Raw genomic sequence first — 21,425 nt, 5'->3', positions numbered from 1 at the left:
CGGCTTACAAATGCACGTGCATCCGTGCTTTGCGACGTGAGGATACGACGTATCAGAGCTGGCCATAGGCCACATGGTGAAAAACGCGAGTATGGGGTGAATCACAGTGTGCGGAGCAGCCGGTCCAGAAACCTCCTGGTGTCGGCCGGTGACTCCGCCTGGATGCTCAACCGGTCCATCACCTGCGTGTAGTGCTCCGACTCCGCCGGCTTGTCCAGGTAGAGGGCGCTGGTGAGCTGCTCCATGTAGACCACGTCGGGCAGCTCGCGCTCGGGGAAGCGCAGGAGGCTGAACGCCCCGCCCGCCGCCGCGTGCCCGCCCCGGTCGAACGGCATGAGCTGCACGGTGACGTTGCGCTGCGCCGTCATCTCCAGCAGATGCTCGATCTGCGCCCGCATCACCTCGGGCCCACCGGGACTGCGCCGCACGACGGCCTCGTCGATCACCGCCCACAGGGCGAGCGCGCTCTCGCCGGCCAGCCGCCGCTGGCGCGCGGTGCGCAGCGCCACCCGGCGGTCGATCTCCTCCTCCGGCGTCCTCTCGTGGGCGAGCCTGATCACCGCCCTGGCGTAGCCGGGCTCCTGGAGCAGGCCGGGCACGAACTGGTTCTCGTAGGTGCGGATGACCGAGGCCGCGCCCTCCAGGCCGATGTACACCTCGAACCAGCCGGGCAGCAGGTCACCGTACTTGTGCCACCAGCCGGGGGCGTTCGCCTGGCGGGCCAGCTCGATCAGCGGGGCCCGCTCGGCCTCGTCGACGACGCCGTAGAGGGTCAGCAGGTCGGCCACGTCGCGCTCCTTGAAGCTGACCTGACCGAGCTCCAGCCGGCTGATCTTGGCATGGGACGCGCGAATCGCGTACCCCGCGTCGTCGCGCGAGATACCCTTCTCCGTGCGGAGCCTGCGCAGCTGGGTGCCCAGCAGGATGCGCAGGACCGTGGGACTCCCCTGCGAATAGCCGAGGATGTTCCCCTCCGCACTCTGTGCGCTCACCACTGTCTCCCAGATCATCTGCACGTGCAGATGCGGTTTGCATCTGTAAACGACGAAAAGTCTTGCATTGGTAAGCGCATCCCGTAAAGATGTGTCTGGATCACCTAAGACCGCGCTTCGGGGGCCACCGCATGACGACTTTCGACGCCCGGCCGCAAGCCCCCTCCGGTGCCCGGCCGCCGGGATGGCTGTCCGCCATTCTGCTGGACGGGCGGCCCACCCCGTGCGACGCGGTGTTCCCGCTGGCCGAGTTAGGCCAGATGGAGCCCGCGTGCGTGGCGTCCGCCAGGCGTTTCGTCGACCGCACCCTGACCGGGTGGGGTGCCGACGGGGTGGCGTTCGAGGCGCAGCTCGTGGTCTCCGAGCTGGTCACCAACGCGATGCGGCACGGCGGCGGCGTGGTGCAGCTCCGCCTGCTGGGGCACGGTCCCGAGCTGGCCTGCGTGGTGACCGACCACAGCCAGGCGCCCCCGATGACGGCCTCCCCCGACATCTTCGCCGAGTTCGGCCGCGGTCTGCGGCTGGTCGAGGCGCTCTCCACGACCTGGGGCTGGATCATCGCGGGCACCCGCGACAAGCTCGTCTGGGCCGTGCTGGCGGCCTAGGCACAGACGCCGGCGTGCCGGGCCGCCACCGGCCGCGTCCGCCGCCCCGCCCGCTGGCACGGACTCCGGTCCGGCCCGCTCATCCCGGTGGGGCGCCCGCCTCGGCCAGCAGGCCCAGCACGTCGGCGTCGCTCAACTGCTCGAAGCGCTCGTACCACTGCCCCACCGCGCGGAAGTCGGCGGGCACCGCCAGCACCACCACCTCGTCGGCCTCCCGGCGCATCGCCTCGACGGTCTCCCGCGCGCCGACCGGCACGGCCAGTGTCAGGTGGCCCGGCCCGCGCGCCCGCACGGCCCGCAGCGCGGCCCGCGCCGTGCCGCCGGTGGCCAGACCGTCGTCCACCACGATCACCTCTCGCCCGGCCAGATCGGGCAGCGGCCGGCGACCCCGGTAGACCTCGACCCGGCGGGCCAGCTCCCGGCGTTCCGCCGCCACCACGTCCGCCACCGACTCGGGCGTCATGCCCAGCCGGTGCAGCAGGCGGAGGTCGAGCACCGGCTCGCCGCCCTCGGCTATCGCCCCGACGCCCAGCTCGGGTGACGGCGGATAACCGATCTTGCGGGTGACGAGCACGTCGAGGACGCCGCCCAGCCGCCGCGCGATCGGCAGCGCCACCGCCACCCCGCCGCGCGGCAGGGCCAGCACCACGGGGCCGCGGACGTGCGGCAGCCGCTCGGCGAGCAGGGCCCCGGCCTCGGCGCGGTCGGCGAACACGTCCATGCCCTGCTCCTACCCGCCATCCGCCGCTCCTCGCGAGGTGCGAACGGGACATCGCGGCCGTCCCCGGCAGAGTCCCGAAGACCACTCCGGGCCCTCCCACCCGGGTGAAAGACCCCGCTACGGGCCCTCCCCGTACCGGCGGGAAAGGCCCGCGGCAGGCACTCCCCCATGCCGGCGGGAAAGGCCCACGGCAGGCGCTCCCCCAAACCGGCGGGGAAAGGCCCGCTACGGGCCCTCCCCGTACCGGCGGGAAAGGCCCGCGGCAGGCGAGCCCCCCAGACCGGCGGGAGAGGGGCCCTCCGGAGGCCCCGGGCCGGGGGCGGGACGAGGTCGCCCGCCCGGGAAGGGCGCCGGGGCGGGCCTCAGGGGCGGCTGCGGCCGGAGCGGCGCATCTCCTTGTGGATGATCTTCCACTTGTTGCGCTGCTCGGCGCGCAGCCGCGCATCGGTGCGCCCGGCCATCCAGGCCGCCTCGCGCTGCAGCTTGCGCCAGCTCTCCAGGCGGCGCTCGGGCAGTTCGCCGTTGTCGAGCGCCTCCAGCACCGCGCAGCCGGGCTCGCTCTCGTGCCCGCAGTCGTGGAAGCGGCACTGCTCGGCCAGCGCCTCGATGTCGGAGAAGACCAGCTCGACGCCCTGGCTCATCTCGTACAGGCCCACCCGGCGGATGCCGGGCGTGTCGATGACCAGCCCGCCGCCCGGCAGCGGGATGAGCTCCCGGTGCACGGTGGTGTGGCGGCCCCGGCCGTCGCCGGCGCGCACCTGCTGGGTCTCCATGACCCGGCCTCCGGCCAGCGCGTTGACGAGGGTGGACTTGCCCGCACCGGACGTGCCGAGCACGACGGCGGTGCGGGAGCCGTCGAGGTAATTGCGAACCAGCTCGACGCCATCGCCCATGAGCGAGGAGACGGCGTGCACGTCGACGCCGGGCGCGGCGGCGCGCACGTCGTCGAGCAGGTCCTCCAGGCCGTCCTCGAAGAGGTCGGCCTTGGTGACGAGCACGACGGGCGTGCCGCCCGACTCCCACGCCAGCGCGACGAGCCGCTCGACGCGGCCGAGGTCGGCGAAGTCCGTGGCGTGCATGGACGGCTCGGCGACGAAGACGACGTCGACGTTGGCCGCGAGCACCTGGCCCTGGCCGTCGCCGGACAGGCCGCCGCGCGAGTCACGGCTGACGCCGCCCCGGACGAACGCGGTGGTGCGCGGCAGCACGGCGACGAGCTCGTAGCGGCCCTCGGGCAGTGTGGCGAGGGCGACCCAGTCGCCGACGCACGGCAGCGCCACCGGGTCGGCGGCGGCGGCCCGCCGGACGTGGGCGGCGTAGCGGGCTTGGTGGTGGCCGTCGACCGCGATCACCTCGGCGGAGCCGCGGTCGACGCGGGCGACACGCGCCGGGACGGTGCCGGGCGGCAGCTCGGCGGCGCGGGCGTCGGTCCAGCCGAGCAGGGAGAGATCGGAAGACGAAAGGTCGGAAGACAACGCGGTGATTCCTCTGGTCGAGAAGGAGGACCGGGTGGCTCAGGCAGGCACCCGGAGGTGGACGGACGGCATGCTGAAGCAGACCCGCATAGTCCCCACCCCCTCGCTTCTCGACGGACGCGCCCCTCGGCTCGTCGCGGTGACTCTACGCACTCTTGCCTCCTGGGCGCAATCCCGTTTTTCCGCCCGTCCGTTGAACCCCGCCCGAGGCCCCGGCCGTACCCCCTGCCGACGCACTCGAGAAAGGGGAATGATGCGCACCAGCACGTATCCCCCGCCCTCGCCTGAGGGGACCGCTCCGATGGGAAAGCCACGACTGAGCCATTGGATCAGGCGCGTACGACCCGACGACGACCTCGTCGTCTCGGCGCTCTACCGGGAGTACCACCGGCCGCTGCTGGCCTTCGTCGTCCGGCTGACCGGTGGCGACCGGCAGTGGGCGGAGGACGTCGTCCAGGAGACCATGATCCGCGCCTGGCGCAGCGCGGAACGGCTGGACCCCGCCTCGGTCTCCCTGATGCCCTGGCTCGCCACCGTCGCCAGACGTATCGTGATCGATGACCGGCGGCGCAGGGACGCCCGCCCCCGGGAGTCGAGTGACGGGCCGCTGGAGAGCGTGCCCATGCCCGACGAGGTGGACGAAATGCTGCACCAGGTGGTCGTGGCCGATGCGCTGAGGGCGTTGTCGCCGGCGCACCGCGAGATCCTCAACGAGACGATCCTGCGCGACCGGTCGGTCAACGACGCCGCGCGGGCGCTCGGGATCCCGGTGGGCACGGTCAAGTCGCGTGTCTACTACGCGGTGCGCGCGCTGCGCGTCGCGCTGGAGGAGAGAGGGGTGACGGCGTGACGTCGCGCGTGGAGCACACCGATGTGGGCGCCTACGCCCTCGGGCTCCTGGAGGAGGACGACAAGCGCGCCTTCGAGGCGCACCTGTACGAGTGCCCGCCGTGCCGGGCGGAGCTGCAGGACCTGGCCGGTGTGGCGGTGGCCCTCGACGGGCTCGGCCCGCTGACGGACGAGCCGCCGGTCCCTCGCGCCGGGGCGGGCCGGCGGGCCCGCCGCGCCGGGGCACGCGTCGAAGCGCGCGGGCAGCGGCTCGGGCCAGGGTTCGGCGAAGATCACGAGGAGGGGCCCGGGGAGCCGCGATGGGCGGCCGGCGGTGCGGCGCCCGGCGAGGCGGGGGTGGTCGACCTCATGCGGCGCCGGCGGGCGGCCGACCGGCGCACCCGCCGCGGCACGGTCGTGATCGGCCTGGCGGCCGCGGTGACGCTGGTCGCCGGCGGGCTGACGGTGGGCATGCAGGTGGGCGGCGGCATGTCGGCGACGCAGGTGGCCACCGGGCAGGACCCGCACATGGGGCCCGCCGAGCAGTTCTACGCCGACGGCGACCCGGTGGCCGGCGTCGGCGCCGGAGGGGTGAACGGGGGGCTGGTCGTGGAGTCCAAGGCGTGGGGCACCCACGCCGCGCTCAGGCTGGCCGGGGTGAAGGGGCCGCTGGAGTGCGAGCTCGTGTCGGTGTCGAAGTCGGGGGTGCGGCGGGTGATGACGGGGTGGTCGGTGCCGCCCGCCGGTTACGGGGTCCCGGGGCAGCCGCAGCCCCTCTACATGCACGGGGGCAGCGCGTCTCCGCTCGACGACATCGACCGGTTCGAGGTGGTGACGACGACGGGGCGGACGTTACTGACCGTGGAGGTCTAGCGCTCCGGCGACTGGACGCCCTCTCACCTCGGTGAGGGCGCCGCGCACGAAGACGCTGCCGTTCCGCCCCGACTATCCACCCGGGACGGCGCGACGCGGGCGAGGCAGCCGCGCGTCTCCCGCCGAGATCCACCCCCCACCCGCTCCCGGCCACCGGCCCACCCCGGGAGCGGCGACGCCCCGCCGCACATCTCGCAGCCTGTGCGGCGGGGCGTCCTGTTGCCCGGATGCCGGGTCGTCCGGGTGTCTAGGACAGGCCGGGCGCCGGGAACCGGGCGGTCAGCTCGCTGACCTCGCCGTGCACCCGGGCGATGACGTCCTCGGCGTCGCCCTTGGCCAGGGCGGTGACGACCTCGTCCATCCACGCGCCGATCTGCCGCATCTCGGGCTCGCGCATGCCGCGCGAGGTGACCGACGGCGTGCCGATGCGGATGCCGGACGGGTCGAACGGCTTGCGGGTGTCGAACGGCACCGCGTTGTAGTTGGTCTCCAGACCGGCCCGGTCGAGCGCCTGGGCGGCCGGCTTGCCGCCGATGCCCTTGGGCGTGAGGTCGACGAGGATCAGGTGGTTGTCGGTGCCGCCGGACACCAGGTCGAAGCCGCGGCTCGCCAGCTCCTCGGCCAGTGCCTTGGCGTTGGCGACCACCTGGTGCGCGTAGGCCTTGAAGTCGTCCGTCGAGGCCTCGTGCAGGGCAACGGCGATGGCGGCCGTGGTGTGGTTGTGCGGGCCGCCCTGCAGGCCGGGGAAGACGGCCTTGTTGAGCGCGGTGGCGTGCTCGTCGGTCATCGCCATGAGCATGGCGCCGCGCGGGCCGCGCAGCGTCTTGTGCGTGGTGGTGGAGATGACGTCGGCGTGGCCCACGGGCGACGGGTGAGCGCCGCCGGCGACCAGGCCCGCGATGTGCGCGATGTCGGCCGCGAGCACGGCGTCCACCTCGCGGGCGATCGAGGCGAAGCCCTCGAAGTCGATCGTGCGCGGGATCGCCGTCCCACCGCAGAAGATCACCTTGGGCCGGTGCTCCAGGGCCAGCTCACGCACCTCGTCGAGGTCGACGCGGCCGGTGTCCTTGCGGACGCCGTAGCGGACCGGGTTGAACCACTTGCCGGTGGCCGAGACCGACCAGCCGTGCGTGAGGTGGCCGCCGAACGGCAGGCCCATGCCCATCACGGTGTCGCCGGGCTGCAGGAACGCCAGGTAGATGGCGAGGTTGGCCGGGGAGCCGGAGTAGGGCTGGACGTTGGCGTGGTTGACGCCGAACAGCGCCTTGGCCCGCTCGATGGCGAGGGTCTCGATCTGGTCGATGACCTGCTGGCCCTCGTAGTAGCGCTTGCCCGCGTAGCCTTCGGAGTACTTGTTCGTCAGGACCGTGCCGGTGGCCTCCAGGACCGCCCTGGAGACGTAGTTCTCCGACGCGATCAGCTTGACGGTGTCGGCCTGACGGCGCTCCTCGGCGTGGATGAGCTCGGCGATCTGCGGGTCGACGCTTGCGAGAGAACTCATGACTCTCCTGTCATCATTGACATGGCGAAGACCCAGGCGCACGGCCTCCGCTCCTTTCGCTCCCTGGTGGTGGTCCACCTGATGCGCCAGTCGCGTCGCTTCAGACGATAGCGGAAGTGGTGGACCGGCTCAGGCGGGGAGCCGCCCGGCGCCCGGCCACAGCCGGTCCACCTCGGCGTTCAGGATCGCGCCGATCAGCACGGCGAGGGCCGTGATGTACAGCCACAGCAGCAGGGCGATCGGGGCGGCCAGCGAGCCGTACACCGACACGGGCGAGAACCACGCGGCGAGGACGGCGCGCAGCACGCCGGCGCAGGCGATCCACAGCATCAGCGCGAGGATCGCGCCGGGCAGCTCCCGGTACCACTTGGTGCGCACCGGCACGCTCACGTGGTAGAGCACCGTGAGGAACAGCACCGACCCGATGATCACGACCGGCCAGTAGAGCAGGTCGATCATGACTCCGTACTCGCCGGGCAGGGCGTCCTTGAGCAGGGTGGGCCCGATGACGAGGATCGGCATGACGATGATGCCGATGACGAGCCCCACCACGTACAGGCCGAAGGACATCAGCCGGGTGCGGACGATGCCGCGCTCCTCCCCCAGCCCGTAGGCGACGGAGATGAGGTCGACGTAGACGTAGAGGGCGCGCGAGCCCGACCAGAGCGACAGCAGGAAGCCCAGCGAGATGATCGACACCTTGCTGGCGTCGTCGCGCAGCACGTCGTTGATGAGCGGGTCGACCACGGTGGCGATCGTGTCCTGGGTGAACAGCACGCCGGCCTGGTCGATCACCCACCGGTGGACCTCCTCGACGCGGTCCCTGCCGAGCCAGGTGCCCAGCTTGGCCAGCACGCCGATGAGGCCCAGCACGAAGGGCGGCAGGGACAGCAGGGCGAAGAACGCCGCCTCGCCGGCCAGGCCCGTCACCCGGTAGGTGACGCCGGCGTTGGTGGCCGCGCGCAGGATCGCGAAGTGCTTGGTGTCGCACACCCAGTTGAGTCCGGCCCGCACGTTGGCGGCGAGCCGCCTCGTCGGCCGCGCGGGAGCGTCGGTGGACGTCATGGCACCCAGGTGTTCTCGCAGGAGCGTTCAGCACAGCTTACGTCCGTAGTTCGCTACCCGACCCCGTCTCCGCCATGCGGCGGCTTCCCCTCGGCCCGCCGGGCCGTGACAATCTCCTCAGCGAAGGGAGGCCCGGTGCGCAGACGTCTGCTCGTGATCGTGATCGGCCTGGTCGCCGGCCTGGTGGCGGCGCTCGGGCTGCCGCTGGCGGTGGCGGGGGCCGACCAGGCGTCGCAGGAGCTGTTCATCAGCCGGGCCGACGACACCGCCCGGTTCGCCGACGTGGCGGAGGCGGCGCTGTCCACCGGCCGGACCCGCCGGCTGACGGCCGACCTGCTGCGCTACGACGAGCTGTACGACACGCCGGTGATGGTGGTGAACTCCGACGGGCAGGTGGTCGCCTCGTCCCGCGAGGGGATGTCCCCCGAGCAGGAGGGGGTGCGCGTCCCCCTGCTGCGCGGGCTCGCCGGGCGGCCGCCGCAGCGGCCGCACGTGCTGTGGCCGTGGGACGAGCGGCCGTACGTGGTGGTCGAGCCGGTGGTGCGCGACGGGCGGGTGCTCGGCGCGGCCGTGACGATCACGCCGACGGACCGGGCGCGGGAGGAGGTCGCCGCGCGGCTGGCCGTCCTCGCCCTCGGCGGCCTGGTGGCGCTGCTCGTCGTGGCGCTGGCGGTGGCGGTGCCGGTGGTGCGGTGGGTGCTGCGCCCGGTGCACGAGCTCGACGAGGCGGCGCACGCCGTGGGGTCCGGCCGGCACGCCGCGCACGTGTCCGACCGGACCGGGCCGCCGGAGCTGCGGCGGCTGGCGGCGAGCTTCAACGCGATGGCCGACGGCGTCGCCGCCGCCGTGCTGAAGCAGCGGGCGTTCGTCGCCCAGGCCTCCCACCAGCTCCGCAACCCGCTGACGGCGCTGCGGCTGCGGGTGGAGAACGCCGAGTCCACCGTCCTCGACCCGCACGGTCGCGAGGAGCTGCGGCTCGCCCTGGAGGAGGCCGACCGGCTGGGCGAGAGCGTGGACGCGCTGCTGCAGCTCGCCCGCGCGGAGGCCGCGCACGAGCCGCCCGGCCCGATCGACGTGGCGGCCGCGGTGCGCAGGCGGGCGCTGGCGTGGCGGGCCGCCTACGACAGCTCGGCGACGCCGCTGACGGTGGACGTGCCGGAGGGGCTGACCGTCACCGGGGTGCCCGACCTGCTCGACCACGCCCTGGACGCCCTGCTCGACAACGCGCTGAAGTTCGGGCAGGGCCGCCCGGTGGAGGTGACGGCCAGCCGCCTCGGCGAGGAGGTGCGCGTCGTGGTCCGCGACGGGGGTCCGGGCCTGACCGGCGACGAGCTGGCCCGCGCGGGCGACAGGTTCTGGCGCAGCCCGCGCCACCAGAACGTGCCGGGCACGGGCCTCGGCCTGGCGATCACGCGGACCCTGGCCGAGCGCAGCGGCGGCTCCATGACGCTGTCGGCCGCCCGGCCGCACGGGCTGGAGGTGACCTTGACGCTGCCCGTCAGCGGTGCGCCGAGCGATACCAGCGCACCGCCCCCTCGTGCAGCTCCAGCGGGTACGTCATGATCGCCGAGCCGGGGTCGAGCCGGCGCGCCTCCGGGTGCGCCTCGGCGAGCCGGGGATGGCCCTCGAAGAGCAGCCGGGTCAGCCAGTAGGCCGTGGCGGGCGGCAGGTCGCGCCGGACGACGAGGTAGGTGGGCACGCTCACGGTCGTCACCGCGTTGGACAGCCCGTACACCGAGGCGGGCACGGTGGTCCTGGTGTAGAGGTCGCCGTACTCGCGCACGAGCGGCTCGATCGTGGAGCCGAGGTCGAGGAGCCGCATGTCCGTCCCGCGGCGCAGGTCGGTGATGGCGGCGCTCGGCAGCCCGCCGCTCCAGAAGAAGGCGTCGATCTGCCGGGCCGCGAGCGCCCGCGCCGAGGCGCCGACGTCGAGACGGCTGAGCTCCACGTCGTCGGCGAGTCCGGCGACCCGCAGGATGCGCTCCGCGGCGACGGCGGTGCCCGACCCCTCGCCGCCGACCGAGACCCGGCGGCCCTTGAGGTCCTTGACGGTCCGGACGGGCCCGTCGTCGCGGACGACGAGCTGGACGTAGTTGTCGTACAGCCGGGCCAGGGCGGCGAGGCGCCGCGGCGCGCCGAACGGCTCGCGCCCGGCGAGGGCGTCGGCCGCGATGTCGGCGAGGGTGAACCCGGTCTCCGCGCGACCCGCCATGACCAGCTCGATGTTGTCCACGCTGCCGCCGGAGGGGAGCACCCGCGCCGGTCCGGGGAACCGCTCGCCGAGCACGCCGGCGTAGGCCGAGCCGTACACCTCGTAGACGCCGCCCTCGGCGCCGGTGGCGATCCTGACGGTGCCCTCCGGGACGGCGGGCACGTCGGCGCCGCCGCACCCGGCCACCGCCAGCACGGCCGCCAGCACGGCCGGCAGGAGCCGCCGGGTCCACAGCCGGGTCCACAGCCGGGCGCGGCGCCGCGTCATGTCAGGCGCCCGGGGCCAGCCGGTAGCCGACGCCCCGGACGGTCTCGATCACGACGGGCTCGCCGAGCTTGGCACGCAGGGTCGCCATGTGCACGTCGAGGGTACGGCCCGCCCCCGGCCAGGCGGTGCCCCAGACCTCGATGAGCAGGCGCTCGCGCGGCACGACGACCCCGGGGTCGCGGGCCAGGCAGGCCAGCAGGTCGAACTCCTTGCGGGTCAGCACGACGCCCTCGCCCCTGCGGGTGACGGTGTGGGCGGCCAGGTCGACGCGCAGGTCGCCGACCTGCGCCGCGCGGGGCGGGCTCGGCCGGACCCGGCGCATCACGGCCTCCATGCGGGCCACCAGCTCGGCCGTCGAGAACGGCTTGACCAGGTAGTCGTCGGCCCCGGCGCGCAGGCCCGCGATCCGGTCGCGCTCCTCGCCGCGGGCGGTGACGGCGATGATGGCGACCTCGACGCCGTCGCGGCGCAGCCTCCTGCACAGGTCGACGCCGTCGCCGTCGGGCAGGTTGAGGTCGAGCAGGATCATGTCGACGCTGGGGGCGGCCAGCGCCTCGGCCGCGCCCGCGGCACGGTGCACCTCGAACCCGTGGCGGCACAGCGCCGCGGCCAGGGCGGCGGCCACCCGGGTGTCGTCTTCCACGACAAGCACACGCATTCGGTCACGTCCGGCTGCTGGGGTGTGTCTCATCGTGCCATGGACCGGCGCCGCCGTCCGCGGCGACGTCCGCGGTGCCGAGCGGGCCGGGGTCCGTCGCCGGGCCGGGTACGGGCTCGTCCGCCGCGCCCAGGAGGTCGGCGACCTGCAGGCCGAGCCGGCCCGCCTCGTAGGCGACGTCCCCGTAGTCGGTGTCGCCGCGGGTCAGGACGCCGAGCAGGACCCGGCCGGCCGCGAAGGTGAGCAGGGCTCCCTCGTCCATGTCCACGGCGGTCTGCCGGACCTGGCCCGTCGCCAGGGAACGGGCGGTGCCCGCGCTCAGCCCGGCGATGCCGGCCACGGCCGCGGCCAGGTGGACGGAGCGTTCGCGGGACAGCGCTCCGGAGGAGGCGAGGGCGACGCCGTCGGCGGAGACCGCGACGGCGTGGGCGACGCCGGGCACCTGGTTGGTGAACCGGGTCAGCAGCCAGCCGAGGCGGTCGGCCAGCATCCCGGTCTCGGGCTCGGCGGCGGTCCCGGCCGCCCGTGTGCCGGAAGGGCCGTGGGCCGCGACGGTCTCCCGGATGCCGGGCGCCCCGCCGCCGTCCCGGCCGCCCGCACCCACCGGCGCCGGGCCTGTCCCGGCGTGCCGTGGCGCGCTCGCGAGGAGCGGGGGCGGGATAAGGACGGTGGCGATGACGCCGCGGCCCCGGCTGGACAGGCGGACCGTGACCCCGTGCCGGTCGGCCAGCCGGGCGACCACGCGCAGCCCCATCGTGCCGCCCAGCCCGGCCACCGGGTCGTCCGGCCGGGCCAGGCGGGTGTTGGCCTGGTCGAGGGCCACGGGGTCCATGCCGGAGCCCTGGTCCTGGATGGTGACGGTGCAGCCGTCGCCCGAGATGTACGCGCGGACCACGACGGGGGTGTCGGGCGGCGAGTGGTGCGTGGCGTTCTCCAGCAGCTCGGCGATCAGGTGCACCAGGTCGCCGACGGCCTCGGCGGCGACCGGCGTCCCGGTCAGCGCGATGGGCTGGATCCGCCGGTACTCCTCGATCTCGGCCAGGGCGCCGCGGACGACGTCGTACAGCGGGACGGCGGTCCCGAACTGGCGGACCGGCTCGCCGCCCGCCAGCACGAGCAGGCTCTCGTCGTTGCGGCGCATGCGCGCCGCGAGGTGGTCGAGCTGGTAGAGCCAGCCGAGCGTGTCGGGGTCGGTCTCCCCCGCCTCCAGCCGGTCGATGAGGTCGAGCTGGCGGGCCACCAGCGTCTGGCCGCGCCGGGCCATCGCCTCGAAGACGGCGGCCGACTCGCGGCGCAGCAGGGTCTGCCCGGTGGCCAGGTCGAGGGCGCGGGCGTGCACGACGGACAGCGCGCTGCCCACGTCGCCGATCTCGTCGGGCCCGTGCTGCTCGCCGAGGGCGTGCCGGGCGAGCTGGTCGGTTCGGGCCGCGACGGGGTCGGGGGCGGCGCCGATGGCCTTGATGGCCTCCGGCAGGTGCACGTCGGCCAGGGCCAGCGCCGAGGCGCGCAGCCGCCGCAGCCGGCGGGCGAGGTCGGCGGCGACGAGGGCCGTCACGGCGAGGGTGCCGGCGAGTGCCCCCGCCGTCAGCCCGATGGTGGCCACCAGGCCGCGGCGGGCGTCGGCCAGCACCTCGGCGGCGGCGGTGTCGAGCCGTCCGGTCAGGTCCAGCTCCACGTCGTGCAGCCGCCTGATCGTGTGGGAGGCGGCGACGTACCAGGCGTCGGCGTCGGTGATCGGCGTCCGGCCGGTCGCGGGGTCCGGCCGGGCAGCGGCGGCCTGCGTGGCGCCCAGGGTGCGCTCCATCGCGGCGCGGGTGGCGCGGGTGGCCTCGACGTCGGGTCCGACGAGCCGGGAGGTGAGCCGGCCGCGCGCCCAGGGGTCGGCCGCGGCCTCGAAGGCCCGCAGGTGCGCCGCCTCGGTCGCTGCCAGCCGTACCAGCTCGCGGGCCTCGGCCGGCCGCAGCCGACGCCGGGTGAGCGCGCCGCGCAGCAGTTCGCGCTGCTCGGCGAGCGCGTGCTTGGCCCCGGCCAGCTCGGCGACGGCGTGGGCCTGGTTGGCCAGCCGCTGGTCGTCGATCTGGCGGGGCAGCGCGGTGGCGACGGTGAGCAGGGCGGTGACCGCGGCCCCGTAGCGGTCGGTCCCGTTCGCGTCGCCCTGGCCGGTCCCCTCCTGCGCCGCCTGCCGCGCCCGGGTGAGGGCCTGCTCGGCGGCGCGCAGCGCCGGCGTGAGCCCGGGCGCCGCCTCCTGGGCCGTGCCGCCGGTCGCGGAGAAGGCCCGCCGCGCGGCGTCCGTGCGCTGCCGGGCGGCCGTCACCAGCACCCGGCCGCTGGTCCCGCCCCGCGCCGCCAGCGCCTGCGACTCCGCCTGCTCCCGTTCGAGCTGGTGGACCAGGCCGGAGGTGGCGGTGGCGAGGGAGGCGAGGTCGCGGGTGCGCTGCCCGCCGTCGGCCACGCCCAGGACCGTGCCGGCCTGCGCCACGGCGAAGGCCAGCATGCCGAGGACGGGCAGCGCGACGAGGAGTCCGAGCCGCGCTCGGACCGTCCACCAGCTCCAGGGGCGAGGGGAGATCTGGACTTTGAGCGCCATGCTGACGTACCTCGGTTCGCGGAGTGCAGCGCCGCCCGCTCCGCGTCCCCGCGGACGAGCGGCCTGCGCGCACCCTAGTGGCCTGGGTCACATCGCGAACATGGGCGGCGGCCAGGATTTGATCTGCCCTTAACACAGCCGGCGTGTCTTCCCTAAGAGTTCATCAAATAGCGGGCCCCGGACCTTCAGGAGTGGGCCAGGTCACATCTACGTTTCAGGCGACCGGCGGCCGGTGTGCCGCTGACGCGAGGAGGTTAGAGGTGACATCCGCCGACCAGGGCACGGCACCGGCCCGCAGCACCGAGGAGCTCATCGCCGAGTACGACGCCGAGCGGCCCGCCCGGCGGCTGCCCGGGCGGCTGGCGATCGTCGTCGGGGCGATCGCGCTCGGCGTGTCCCTCTACGCGCTGTACGCGGTGTTCAACCCGATGCCGGTGCTGCCGTACCGGATGAGTTTCATGGCGGCGGTGCTGCCGCTGACGTTCCTGGCCTACCGGCCGGGCAGCCTGCCGTCGTGGCTGACCCGTGGGTTCGGCCGGCGGCCCGGCGGGCGGGGCGGCACGGCGGGCGAGCGGACCGGTGACGCCGTCGAGGCGAAGGCGGCCAGGCCGGACACGCCCGGCGTGGCCGACTGGATCCTGGCGGCGCTGTCCCTCGCCGTGTGCGCGTATCCGCTGTTCGGGTTCGACGACTTCATCCGGCGCACCTTCGAGCCCTCCACGATGGACCTGCTCATGGGGGCCGGCTGCCTGCTGCTGGTGCTGGAGGCCACGCGCCGCACCGTCGGGGCGGTGCTGCCGTGGATCTGCCTGGCGTTCCTGGCCTACGCCTACTACGGCGGCTACCTGCCGGTCGACTCCGTCCTCGGGCACCGCGGCTACGGCGTCGAGCGGATCGTCGTCCAGCTCTACATGGGCACCGAAGGCCTGTTCGGGGTGCCGCTGGACGTGGCGGCGACGTACATCGTGCTCTTCACGATCTACGGGGCGGTGCTGGAGTACTCGGGGGCGGGCGCGTTCTTCGTCAACATCTCGTTCGCGGCGTTCCGCCGCTCGGCCGCCGCGCCGGGCCGTACGGTGACGCTGGCGGGCTTCCTGCTCGGGACGGTGTCCGGGTCGGGCACGGCCACGGCGGTGTCGCTGGGCAGCGTCGCGTGGCCGATCCTGCGCCGGGCCGGTTACCCGCGCGAGCACGGCGGCGGCATCCTGGCCGCGGCCGGCATCGGCGCGATCCTGTCGCCGCCGACCCTGGGGGCGGCGGCGTTCATCATCGCCGAGTACCTCAAGACGTCCTACCTGACGGTGCTGCTGTACGCGACCGTGCCGACGATCCTGTACTACCTCGGGATCATCCTGGCGGTCGAGATCGACGCCCGCCGGTTCGGCACCCACGGCGTCCGGATGGAGACCGACTCGGTCTGGCGGCTGCTGGGCCGGTTCGGCTACCACTTCTCCTCGCTGGTCGCGATCGTGGTGCTGATGGCCTTCGGGGTGTCGCCGTTCCGCGCCGTCGTCTACGCGACCCTGCTGGCCTTCCTGCTGTCGTTCCTCGACCGCGAGCACCGGCTCACCCCGCGGCGGGCGGCGCAGGCGCTGTCGGCCGGGACGCTCGGCGTGCTGCCCGTGGCGGCCACGACGGCGGCCGCCGGGGTGATCGTGGCGATGGTGACGCTCACCGGGCTCGGCCTGAAGGCGTCGCGGATCATCGTGGACCTGGCCGGCGGCCAGCTCGCGCTGACGGCCCTGGTGGCGGCGCTCGCCGTGCTGCTGCTCGGCCTGGCGGTGCCGGTGACCGCGTCGTTCATCATCGCGGCCGTCATCATCGGCCCGGCCCTGCAGACGCTGGGGGTGCCGCCGGACGCCACGTACATGTTCATCTTCTACTACGCGGTCCTGTCGGAGGTGACGCCGCCGACCGCGCTCGCGGCGGTCGCCGCGGCGGCCATCACGGGCGGCAACGCCTTCCGGACCATGATGATGACCTGGAAGTACACCCTGCCGGCGTTCCTGGTGCCGTTCGCGTTCGTGCTGGCGCCGGCGGGGCGGGCGCTGCTGTTGCAGGCCCCGCTGCCGCAGGTGCTGCTGGCGCTGGCCGTCTCGGCGGTGGCCGTCGTCGCGCTGGCCGCCGCCACCGGCGGCTGGATGGTGCGCCGCGCCGGCTGGCCCGAGCGCGTCCTGGCCGCCGGCGCGGCCGTCGCCCTGCTCTTCCTCGAACCGGCGAGCGTCGTGGCCGGGCTGGCCCTGCTCGCCGTGGCGCTGCTCGTCCATCTGGCGCTGCGCCGCCCCGTTCCCGTACAAGGTACGCAGAAAGGAACCTGATGCGATCCGTCATCCGTCTCGGCGCCGCCGCGCTGGCCCTCGTGGCCGGCCTCACGGCGTGCGGCGGCGAGCGCCAGAGCACCTCGGGCGACGCCCTTCACAACAGCGGCCGCCTGTCCATCGCCACCGGCAACACCACCGGTGTCTACTACCAGCTCGGCGGCGGCTACGCCGACCTGCTGACCAAGAACCTGCCGGGCTACCAGGTGACGGCGGAGGCCACCGGCGCGTCGGTGGAGAACATCCAGCGGGTGGTGCGCGGCGACTCCGACATCGCCTTCACGCTGGCCGACGCCGCGAGCGACGCCGCGACCGGCAAGGGCGCCTTCACCAGCCCGCAGCCGATCAAGGCGCTGGCGAGGATCTACACGAACTACACCCATGTGATCGCCCGCGCCGACGCCGGCATCCGCACCGTCGCCGACATGAAGGGCAAGCGCGTCTCGACCGGCTCGCCGAACTCGGGCACCGAGAACATCGCGCTGCGCCTGCTCAAGGCCGCCGGGCTGAACCCCGACTCCGACATCAAGAAGCAGGCGCTGTCGCTGCCGGAGACGGTGCAGGGCGTCAAGGACGGCACGCTGGACGCGCTGTTCTGGTCGGGCGGCCTGCCGACGGGCGGCATCACCGACCTGACGACGAGCCTGAAGGACGACGTCGTGTTCGTGCCGATCGACGAGCTGCTGCCCAAGCTCAACGCCGAGTACGGGCCGGTCTACCAGGCCACGACGCTGAAGAAGGACGTGTACGCGACGGCGGCCGACGTGCCGACCATCGCCGTGCCCAACCTGCTCATCGTGTCGGAGAAGATGCCGGCCGACCTCGCCGGCAACCTCACCAAGATCCTCTTCGAGAAGAAGGCGGAGCTGGAGAAGGTCCACCCGGAGGCGAAGAACATCAGCCGCGACGAGGCGGCGAAGACCGACCCGGTGCCGCTGCACGACGGCGCCAAGAAGTACCTGCAGCCCTGACGCCGCTCCCCGGGCCCGGCGCGGAAGGCGCTCCGGGCCCGCTCAGGCGTCCTCGATGCGGGCGCCGAGCGGCAGCAGCGACACGGGCACCATCTTGAGGTTGGCGACGCCCAGCGGGATGCCGACGATCGAGACGAACAGCGGGATCGAGGTCACGACGTGCCCGATCGCCAGCCAGATCCCGGCGACGAGGCACCAGATGATGTTGCCGAACAGGGAGAACACGCCGGCGTCCGGGTCGCGGACGACGGTCCTGCCGAACGGCCACAGCGCGTACGCGGCGATCCGGAACGAGGCGATGCCGAACGGGATCGTGACGATGAGGACGCAGCAGATCACCCCGGCCACCGCGTAGCCGAGGGCGAGCCAGATCCCCGCGAAGAGCAGCCAGATGACGTTCAGAAGCGTCCGCATGCTCCCAGCTTGTCACCGGTGGCCCGGGCGGATCATCGGGCATCCCCCTGAGCGTTCCCCGATCTCGGGGCGCGTCCCTTTCCGGGTGGGCCGGCGAACGCCTGGGCGATCTCCATCCAGGCGCGGGCCGTCTGGCCGGTGATCCGCAGCGCGGTGTCGGCCAGGTGGACGCGCTGGGTGACCAGCAGGCAGAAGTCGAGCATGGGGCCGCGCACCACGTCGGCGGCGCCGGCCGGCCCGGCCGTCCACGGCTCGCCGCCGGGCGCCGTCAGCTCCAGCCGCACGGGCTCGGCGGGCACGGGCAGCCCGCGCACGGCGAAGCTGTACGGCAGCGCGCGGTGCCCGATGGTGGCCACGTGCCGCAGCCTGGACGTCGGCTCCCGGGTGACGCCGAGGGCGTCGGCCACGTCCTGCCCGTGCGCCCACGTCTCCATCAGGCGGGCGGTGACGAACGAGACGGCCGACATGTCCGGCCCGTACCACGGCACCCGGTCGCGGGGCCCCAGCCGGGCGAACGCCGCCAGGCTCGCGGCGCGCGCCGCGCGGAACCAGGCCAGCAGCTCGCCGGCGGCCAGGCCGCGCGCCTGGAACGCCAGGTCGTCCACGGAGGTCAGCTCGGCCAGGGAGGCGCGGAACGCCTCCGGGTCGGTGACGGCGGCGCGGGCGGCGTCGTCGAACCAGGCCAGATGGCTCACCTGGTCGCGCACCGCCCATCCCTCGGCGGGCGTGGGCAGCTCCCACTGCTCCGGCCGCAGCGGCTCCAGCAGGAGCTCCAGGGACGCGCTCTCCGCGCGCAGGTCGTCGAGCAGCTCGCGCATGAGGTCCACCACGCCGCCACCCTAACCGAACCCCGTTCGACGAGGAATAATGCAGATGTGATCTGCGACGCCTGCAAGGACAGGCGGCACGAGGAGTGCCGCGGCGGTTCCTGGTGCGACTGCCAGCACCAGAGCACGCCGGAGGTCAGGGAGTCGCCGCTCGACTGGCCGCGCCAGGGATGACGGCGGTGTCCAGACTCTGGACCCCTTGTTGGACATCCCGGGCGGCTCGCGTATCTTCATAGACATGCTGCCAGCGGACCCCATGCTCGTCGGTCGACGCCACGTCGACCTTCAGCGTGTCCGCAGCGCCATCTGTCGCGACGCCCGCTGACCGACCCCGTTTGTCATCCCTGAGCGCGTCGCACCTCTTCTGACACCCCCGCACTCGACGTCGAGGCGGGAGGAAGCCTGCGCGCGCCCATGATCCGAAGGACGCGCAATGAGCACTCCTGCCAGCCGGCACCACAAGCGCCCGCGCGGCGAGGGTCAGTGGGCTCTCGGTTACCGCGAGCCGCTCAACAAGAACGAAGAGAACAAGAAGAACGACGACGGGCTCAACGTCCGTCAGCGCATCATCGACGTCTACGCCAAGGGCGGCTTCGACTCGATCGACCCCGCCGACCTGCGCGGCCGCATGCGGTGGTACGGCCTCTACACCCAGCGCAAGCCCGGCATCGACGGCGGCAAGACGGCGATCCTCGACCCCGAGGAGCTCGACGACCGCTACTTCATGCTGCGGGTGCGGATCGACGGCGGCCAGCTCGACCTGCGGCAGCTGCGGACCATCGCCGACATCTCCAACGAGTACGCCAGGGGCACGGCCGACGTGACCGACCGGCAGAACGTGCAGCTGCACTGGGTGGAGATCGAGTCGGTGCCCGACATCTGGCAGCGGCTGGAGGCCGTCGGCCTGTCCACCACCGAGGCGTGCGGCGACACCCCCCGCGTGATCCTCGGCTGCCCGCTGGCCGGCATCGACACCGAGGAGGTGCTCGACGCCACCGAGCAGATCCGCCTGGTGCACGACCGTTTCATCGGCGACCCCGCCTACTCCAACCTGCCGCGCAAGTTCAAGACGGCGATCAGCGGCTGCCCGGCCCACTGCACCGTGCACGAGATCAACGACGTGGCGTTCGTGGGCGTGGAGCTGCCGACCGGCGAGAAGGGCTACGACCTGTGGGTCGGCGGCGGCCTGTCCACCAACCCGATGTTCGCCAAGCGGATCGGCGTGTTCGTCCGGCCCGACCAGGTGGAGGACGTCTTCGGCGGCGTGATCGGCATCTTCCGCGACTACGGCTACCGGCGGCTGCGGCATCGGGCCCGGCTGAAGTTCCTGGTCAACGACTGGGGCGTGGAGAAGTTCCGCGAGGTGCTGGAGACCGAGTACCTCAAGGAGGCGCTGCCCGACGGCCCGGCCCCGGCCGAGCCGCGCAGCTCCCGCCGTGACCACGTGGGCGTCTTCCCGCAGCAGGACGGCAACTTCTACGTCGGCTTCGCGCCCCGGGTCGGCCGCCTCGACGGCGACCGGCTGCACCTGATCGCCGACATCGCCGAGCGGCACGGCTCCGACCGGGTCCGGACCACGGTCGAGCAGAAGATGGTCATCCTCGACGTGGCGCCCGACCGGGTCGACTCGCTCGTCGCCGAGCTGGAGGCCAACGACCTGCAGGTCAACCCGTCCACGTTCCGCCGCCAGACGATGGCCTGCACCGGCATCGAATACTGCAAGCTGGCCATCGTCGAGACCAAGGCCACCGCCTCCGACCTGATCGACGAGCTGGAGCGGCGGCTGCCCGACTTCAAGGAGCCGCTGACGATCAACGTCAACGGCTGCCCCAACTCCTGCGCCCGCATCCAGGTCGCCGACATCGGCCTGAAGGGCCAGCTCGTCGTCGACGACAACGGCGAGCAGGTCGAGGGCTTCCAGATCCACCTGGGCGGCTCGCTCGGCGTCAACGCGGGCTTCGGCCGCAAGGTGCGCGGCCTGAAGACGACCGCCGCCGCGCTGCCCGACTACGTGGAGCGGGTCGTCACCCACTACGAGAGCCAGAAGAAGGAAGGCGAGTCCTTCGCCGACTGGGTGCAGCGCGCGGACGAGGCGGACCTGCGATGAGCACGCGAGCCGTCCCGTTCCACTGCCCCTACTGCGGCGACGAGGACCTGGAGCCCTACGAGGGCGAACCGGCCGCCGCCGGACCCGTCACCGGGCAGACCGCCGGTCACACCGCCGGTCACGGTGCCGGTCACGGCGCGGGCGGCGGGTGGTACTGCCGGGCCTGCGCCCGCGCCTTCAAGCTGAAGTTCCTCGGAATCGGAGTGAAGATATGACGCTGGTCGACATCGAAGTCGGTCTGAGACAGCAGCGCGGCACTCTCGACCTGCAGGACATCGTGGAGTCCGCCGCCGAGTTCCTGGAGGAGGCACCGGCCCGCGACATCATCCGCTGGGCGGCGGCCACCTTCGGCGACCGGCTGTGCCTGACGTCCTCCATGAGCGACGCCCTGCTGATCGACCTGGTGAGCCGGGTCAAGCCCGGGGTGGACGTGCTGTTCATCGACACGGGCTACCACTTCGCCGAGACCATCGGCACCCGCGACGCGGTGCAGCAGGTCTACGACGTCAACGTGATCAACGTGGAGCCGTCGCGGACGGTGGCCGAACAGGAACGCGACCTGGGGCCGCGCCTGTTCGGCCGCAACCCCGACCTGTGCTGCTACCTGCGCAAGGTCGAGCCGCTCAACCGGGCGCTGGAGCCCTACCTCGCCTGGATCTCCGGCATCCGCCGCGACGAGTCGCCCACCCGGACCGGCACCAAGGTCGTCGAGTGGGACGCCAAGCGGCAGATGGTCAAGGTCAACCCGATCGCCCGCTGGACCCAGGACGACGTCGACAACTACATGGCCGACAACGGGGTGCTGATCAACCCGTTGCACTACGACAACTACCCCTCGATCGGCTGCGCCCCCTGCACCCGTCAGGTGGCGCCCGGCGAGGACCCGCGCAGCGGCCGCTGGGCGGGGCTGGGGAAGGTCGAATGCGGCATTCACCTGTAGTCCCCGGCGTCCGGCCCGCCTCGTTGGCAGACGAGGCGGGCCGCCCACCCTCCACCACCCCAGG

At 73.4% G+C, this 21,425-nt stretch carries 21 protein-coding genes and 1 riboswitch; of the genes, 11 read left to right on the top strand and 10 right to left on the bottom strand.

What is annotated here, in order from left to right:
• Positions 1–101: 101 nt before the first annotated feature.
• On the bottom strand, positions 102–1,010 hold the full coding sequence (locus tag CXR44_RS08415) for a helix-turn-helix domain-containing protein (RefSeq protein ID WP_101784353.1): 909 nt from the start codon (positions 1,008–1,010) through the stop codon (positions 102–104).
• 113 nt (positions 1,011–1,123) lie between these two features.
• On the opposite strand from CXR44_RS08415, the gene CXR44_RS08410 reads away from it, so the two are divergent.
• Positions 1,124–1,597 carry an ATP-binding protein gene (locus CXR44_RS08410; RefSeq protein WP_101784352.1) on the top strand — a complete coding sequence of 158 codons (474 nt, stop codon included), beginning with the start codon at positions 1,124–1,126 and terminating at the stop codon, positions 1,595–1,597.
• Positions 1,598–1,676: 79 nt separating this feature from the next.
• Here the strand turns inward: CXR44_RS08410 and CXR44_RS08405 are convergent, their stop codons facing one another.
• Both CXR44_RS08405 and rsgA read right to left on the bottom strand, forming a co-directional pair.
• Entirely contained in the window at positions 1,677–2,318 is a 642-nt protein-coding gene (locus CXR44_RS08405) for a phosphoribosyltransferase (RefSeq protein ID WP_101784351.1), read from the bottom strand.
• Positions 2,319–2,680: 362 nt separating this feature from the next.
• On the bottom strand, positions 2,681–3,793 hold the full coding sequence (gene rsgA, locus CXR44_RS08400; RefSeq protein ID WP_180903254.1) for a ribosome small subunit-dependent GTPase A: 1,113 nt from the start codon (positions 3,791–3,793) through the stop codon (positions 2,681–2,683).
• Between the two features lie 301 nt (positions 3,794–4,094).
• Between rsgA and CXR44_RS08395 the strand changes: the two genes are divergently transcribed.
• Both CXR44_RS08395 and CXR44_RS40695 read left to right on the top strand, forming a co-directional pair.
• Entirely contained in the window at positions 4,095–4,643 is a 549-nt protein-coding gene (locus CXR44_RS08395) for a sigma-70 family RNA polymerase sigma factor (protein WP_245898967.1), read from the top strand.
• Positions 4,640–5,494, top strand: a complete 855-nt coding sequence (locus tag CXR44_RS40695) for an anti-sigma factor family protein (RefSeq protein ID WP_101784349.1) — start codon at positions 4,640–4,642, stop codon at positions 5,492–5,494. Before CXR44_RS08395 ends, CXR44_RS40695 begins: the two co-directional genes overlap by 4 nt.
• Before the next feature lie 247 nt (positions 5,495–5,741).
• Here the strand turns inward: CXR44_RS40695 and glyA are convergent, their stop codons facing one another.
• Both glyA and CXR44_RS08380 read right to left on the bottom strand, forming a co-directional pair.
• The gene (glyA, locus tag CXR44_RS08385) at positions 5,742–6,995 is read right to left on the bottom strand and encodes a serine hydroxymethyltransferase (RefSeq protein WP_101784348.1); all 1,254 of its coding nucleotides are present in this window, start codon (positions 6,993–6,995) and stop codon (positions 5,742–5,744) included.
• A 23-nt stretch (positions 6,996–7,018) separates the two neighbouring features.
• Positions 7,019–7,092, bottom strand: a riboswitch (ZMP/ZTP riboswitch).
• 32 nt (positions 7,093–7,124) lie between these two features.
• The gene (locus tag CXR44_RS08380) at positions 7,125–8,060 is read right to left on the bottom strand and encodes a YihY/virulence factor BrkB family protein (protein WP_245898966.1); all 936 of its coding nucleotides are present in this window, start codon (positions 8,058–8,060) and stop codon (positions 7,125–7,127) included.
• Positions 8,061–8,195: 135 nt separating this feature from the next.
• Here CXR44_RS08380 and CXR44_RS08375 point away from each other — a divergent pair, with 135 nt between their 5' ends.
• Positions 8,196–9,623, top strand: a complete 1,428-nt coding sequence (locus CXR44_RS08375) for a sensor histidine kinase (protein WP_101784347.1) — start codon at positions 8,196–8,198, stop codon at positions 9,621–9,623.
• Here CXR44_RS08375 and CXR44_RS08370 read toward each other — a convergent pair.
• Genes CXR44_RS08370 through CXR44_RS08360 form a run of 3 tightly spaced genes read right to left on the bottom strand, consistent with a single transcriptional unit; the run spans position 9,559 to position 13,784 of the window.
• Positions 9,559–10,539 (bottom strand): TAXI family TRAP transporter solute-binding subunit, encoded by a 981-nt coding sequence (locus CXR44_RS08370; RefSeq protein ID WP_101784346.1) that lies wholly within the window; start codon positions 10,537–10,539, stop codon positions 9,559–9,561. The two genes, CXR44_RS08375 and CXR44_RS08370, sit on opposite strands and share 65 nt — an antisense overlap.
• Before the next feature lies 1 nt (position 10,540).
• Positions 10,541–11,197, bottom strand: coding sequence for a response regulator transcription factor (locus tag CXR44_RS08365; protein WP_101784345.1), 657 nt, complete (start codon positions 11,195–11,197; stop codon positions 10,541–10,543).
• 4 nt (positions 11,198–11,201) lie between these two features.
• On the bottom strand, positions 11,202–13,784 hold the full coding sequence (locus CXR44_RS08360) for a nitrate- and nitrite sensing domain-containing protein (protein ID WP_101784344.1): 2,583 nt from the start codon (positions 13,782–13,784) through the stop codon (positions 11,202–11,204).
• A 260-nt stretch (positions 13,785–14,044) separates the two neighbouring features.
• Here CXR44_RS08360 and CXR44_RS08355 point away from each other — a divergent pair, with 260 nt between their 5' ends.
• Together CXR44_RS08355 and CXR44_RS08350 are read left to right on the top strand one after the other, a co-directional pair.
• On the top strand, positions 14,045–16,102 hold the full coding sequence (locus tag CXR44_RS08355; RefSeq protein WP_219601713.1) for a TRAP transporter permease: 2,058 nt from the start codon (positions 14,045–14,047) through the stop codon (positions 16,100–16,102).
• Entirely contained in the window at positions 16,102–17,073 is a 972-nt protein-coding gene (locus CXR44_RS08350; RefSeq protein ID WP_101784343.1) for a TAXI family TRAP transporter solute-binding subunit, read from the top strand. The genes CXR44_RS08355 and CXR44_RS08350 overlap by 1 nt, the downstream gene beginning before the upstream one ends.
• A 42-nt stretch (positions 17,074–17,115) precedes the next feature.
• Here the strand turns inward: CXR44_RS08350 and CXR44_RS08345 are convergent, their stop codons facing one another.
• Together CXR44_RS08345 and CXR44_RS08340 are read right to left on the bottom strand one after the other, a co-directional pair.
• The gene (locus CXR44_RS08345; RefSeq protein ID WP_101784342.1) at positions 17,116–17,487 is read right to left on the bottom strand and encodes a YccF domain-containing protein; all 372 of its coding nucleotides are present in this window, start codon (positions 17,485–17,487) and stop codon (positions 17,116–17,118) included.
• Positions 17,488–17,519: 32 nt separating this feature from the next.
• Positions 17,520–18,317, bottom strand: coding sequence for a TIGR03084 family metal-binding protein (locus tag CXR44_RS08340; protein ID WP_180903252.1), 798 nt, complete (start codon positions 18,315–18,317; stop codon positions 17,520–17,522).
• Positions 18,318–18,362: 45 nt separating this feature from the next.
• Between CXR44_RS08340 and CXR44_RS41635 the strand changes: the two genes are divergently transcribed.
• The 5 genes from CXR44_RS41635 to CXR44_RS08325 all read left to right on the top strand — a co-directional run bounded on the left by CXR44_RS41635 (position 18,363) and on the right by CXR44_RS08325 (position 21,361).
• Positions 18,363–18,488 carry a hypothetical protein gene (locus CXR44_RS41635; RefSeq protein ID WP_281260255.1) on the top strand — a complete coding sequence of 42 codons (126 nt, stop codon included), beginning with the start codon at positions 18,363–18,365 and terminating at the stop codon, positions 18,486–18,488.
• A 64-nt stretch (positions 18,489–18,552) separates the two neighbouring features.
• Entirely contained in the window at positions 18,553–18,639 is an 87-nt protein-coding gene (locus CXR44_RS42130) for a putative leader peptide (protein WP_357903709.1), read from the top strand.
• A gap of 108 nt (positions 18,640–18,747) precedes the next feature.
• Positions 18,748–20,421 (top strand): nitrite/sulfite reductase, encoded by a 1,674-nt coding sequence (locus CXR44_RS08335; RefSeq protein ID WP_101784341.1) that lies wholly within the window; start codon positions 18,748–18,750, stop codon positions 20,419–20,421.
• Positions 20,418–20,636: a hypothetical protein gene (locus tag CXR44_RS08330; RefSeq protein ID WP_101784340.1), complete on the top strand. Its 219-nt coding sequence runs from the start codon at positions 20,418–20,420 to the stop codon at positions 20,634–20,636. The genes CXR44_RS08335 and CXR44_RS08330 overlap by 4 nt, the downstream gene beginning before the upstream one ends.
• Positions 20,633–21,361 carry a phosphoadenylyl-sulfate reductase gene (locus tag CXR44_RS08325; RefSeq protein ID WP_101784339.1) on the top strand — a complete coding sequence of 243 codons (729 nt, stop codon included), beginning with the start codon at positions 20,633–20,635 and terminating at the stop codon, positions 21,359–21,361. Before CXR44_RS08330 ends, CXR44_RS08325 begins: the two co-directional genes overlap by 4 nt.
• Positions 21,362–21,425 lie beyond the last annotated feature (64 nt).

The organism is Nonomuraea indica, from assembly GCF_002850745.1.
Classification (GTDB): domain Bacteria; phylum Actinomycetota; class Actinomycetes; order Streptosporangiales; family Streptosporangiaceae; genus Nonomuraea; species Nonomuraea indica.
Note: the sequence above shows the minus strand (reverse complement) of the source record. Positions and strands in the feature narration are given on the sequence as shown.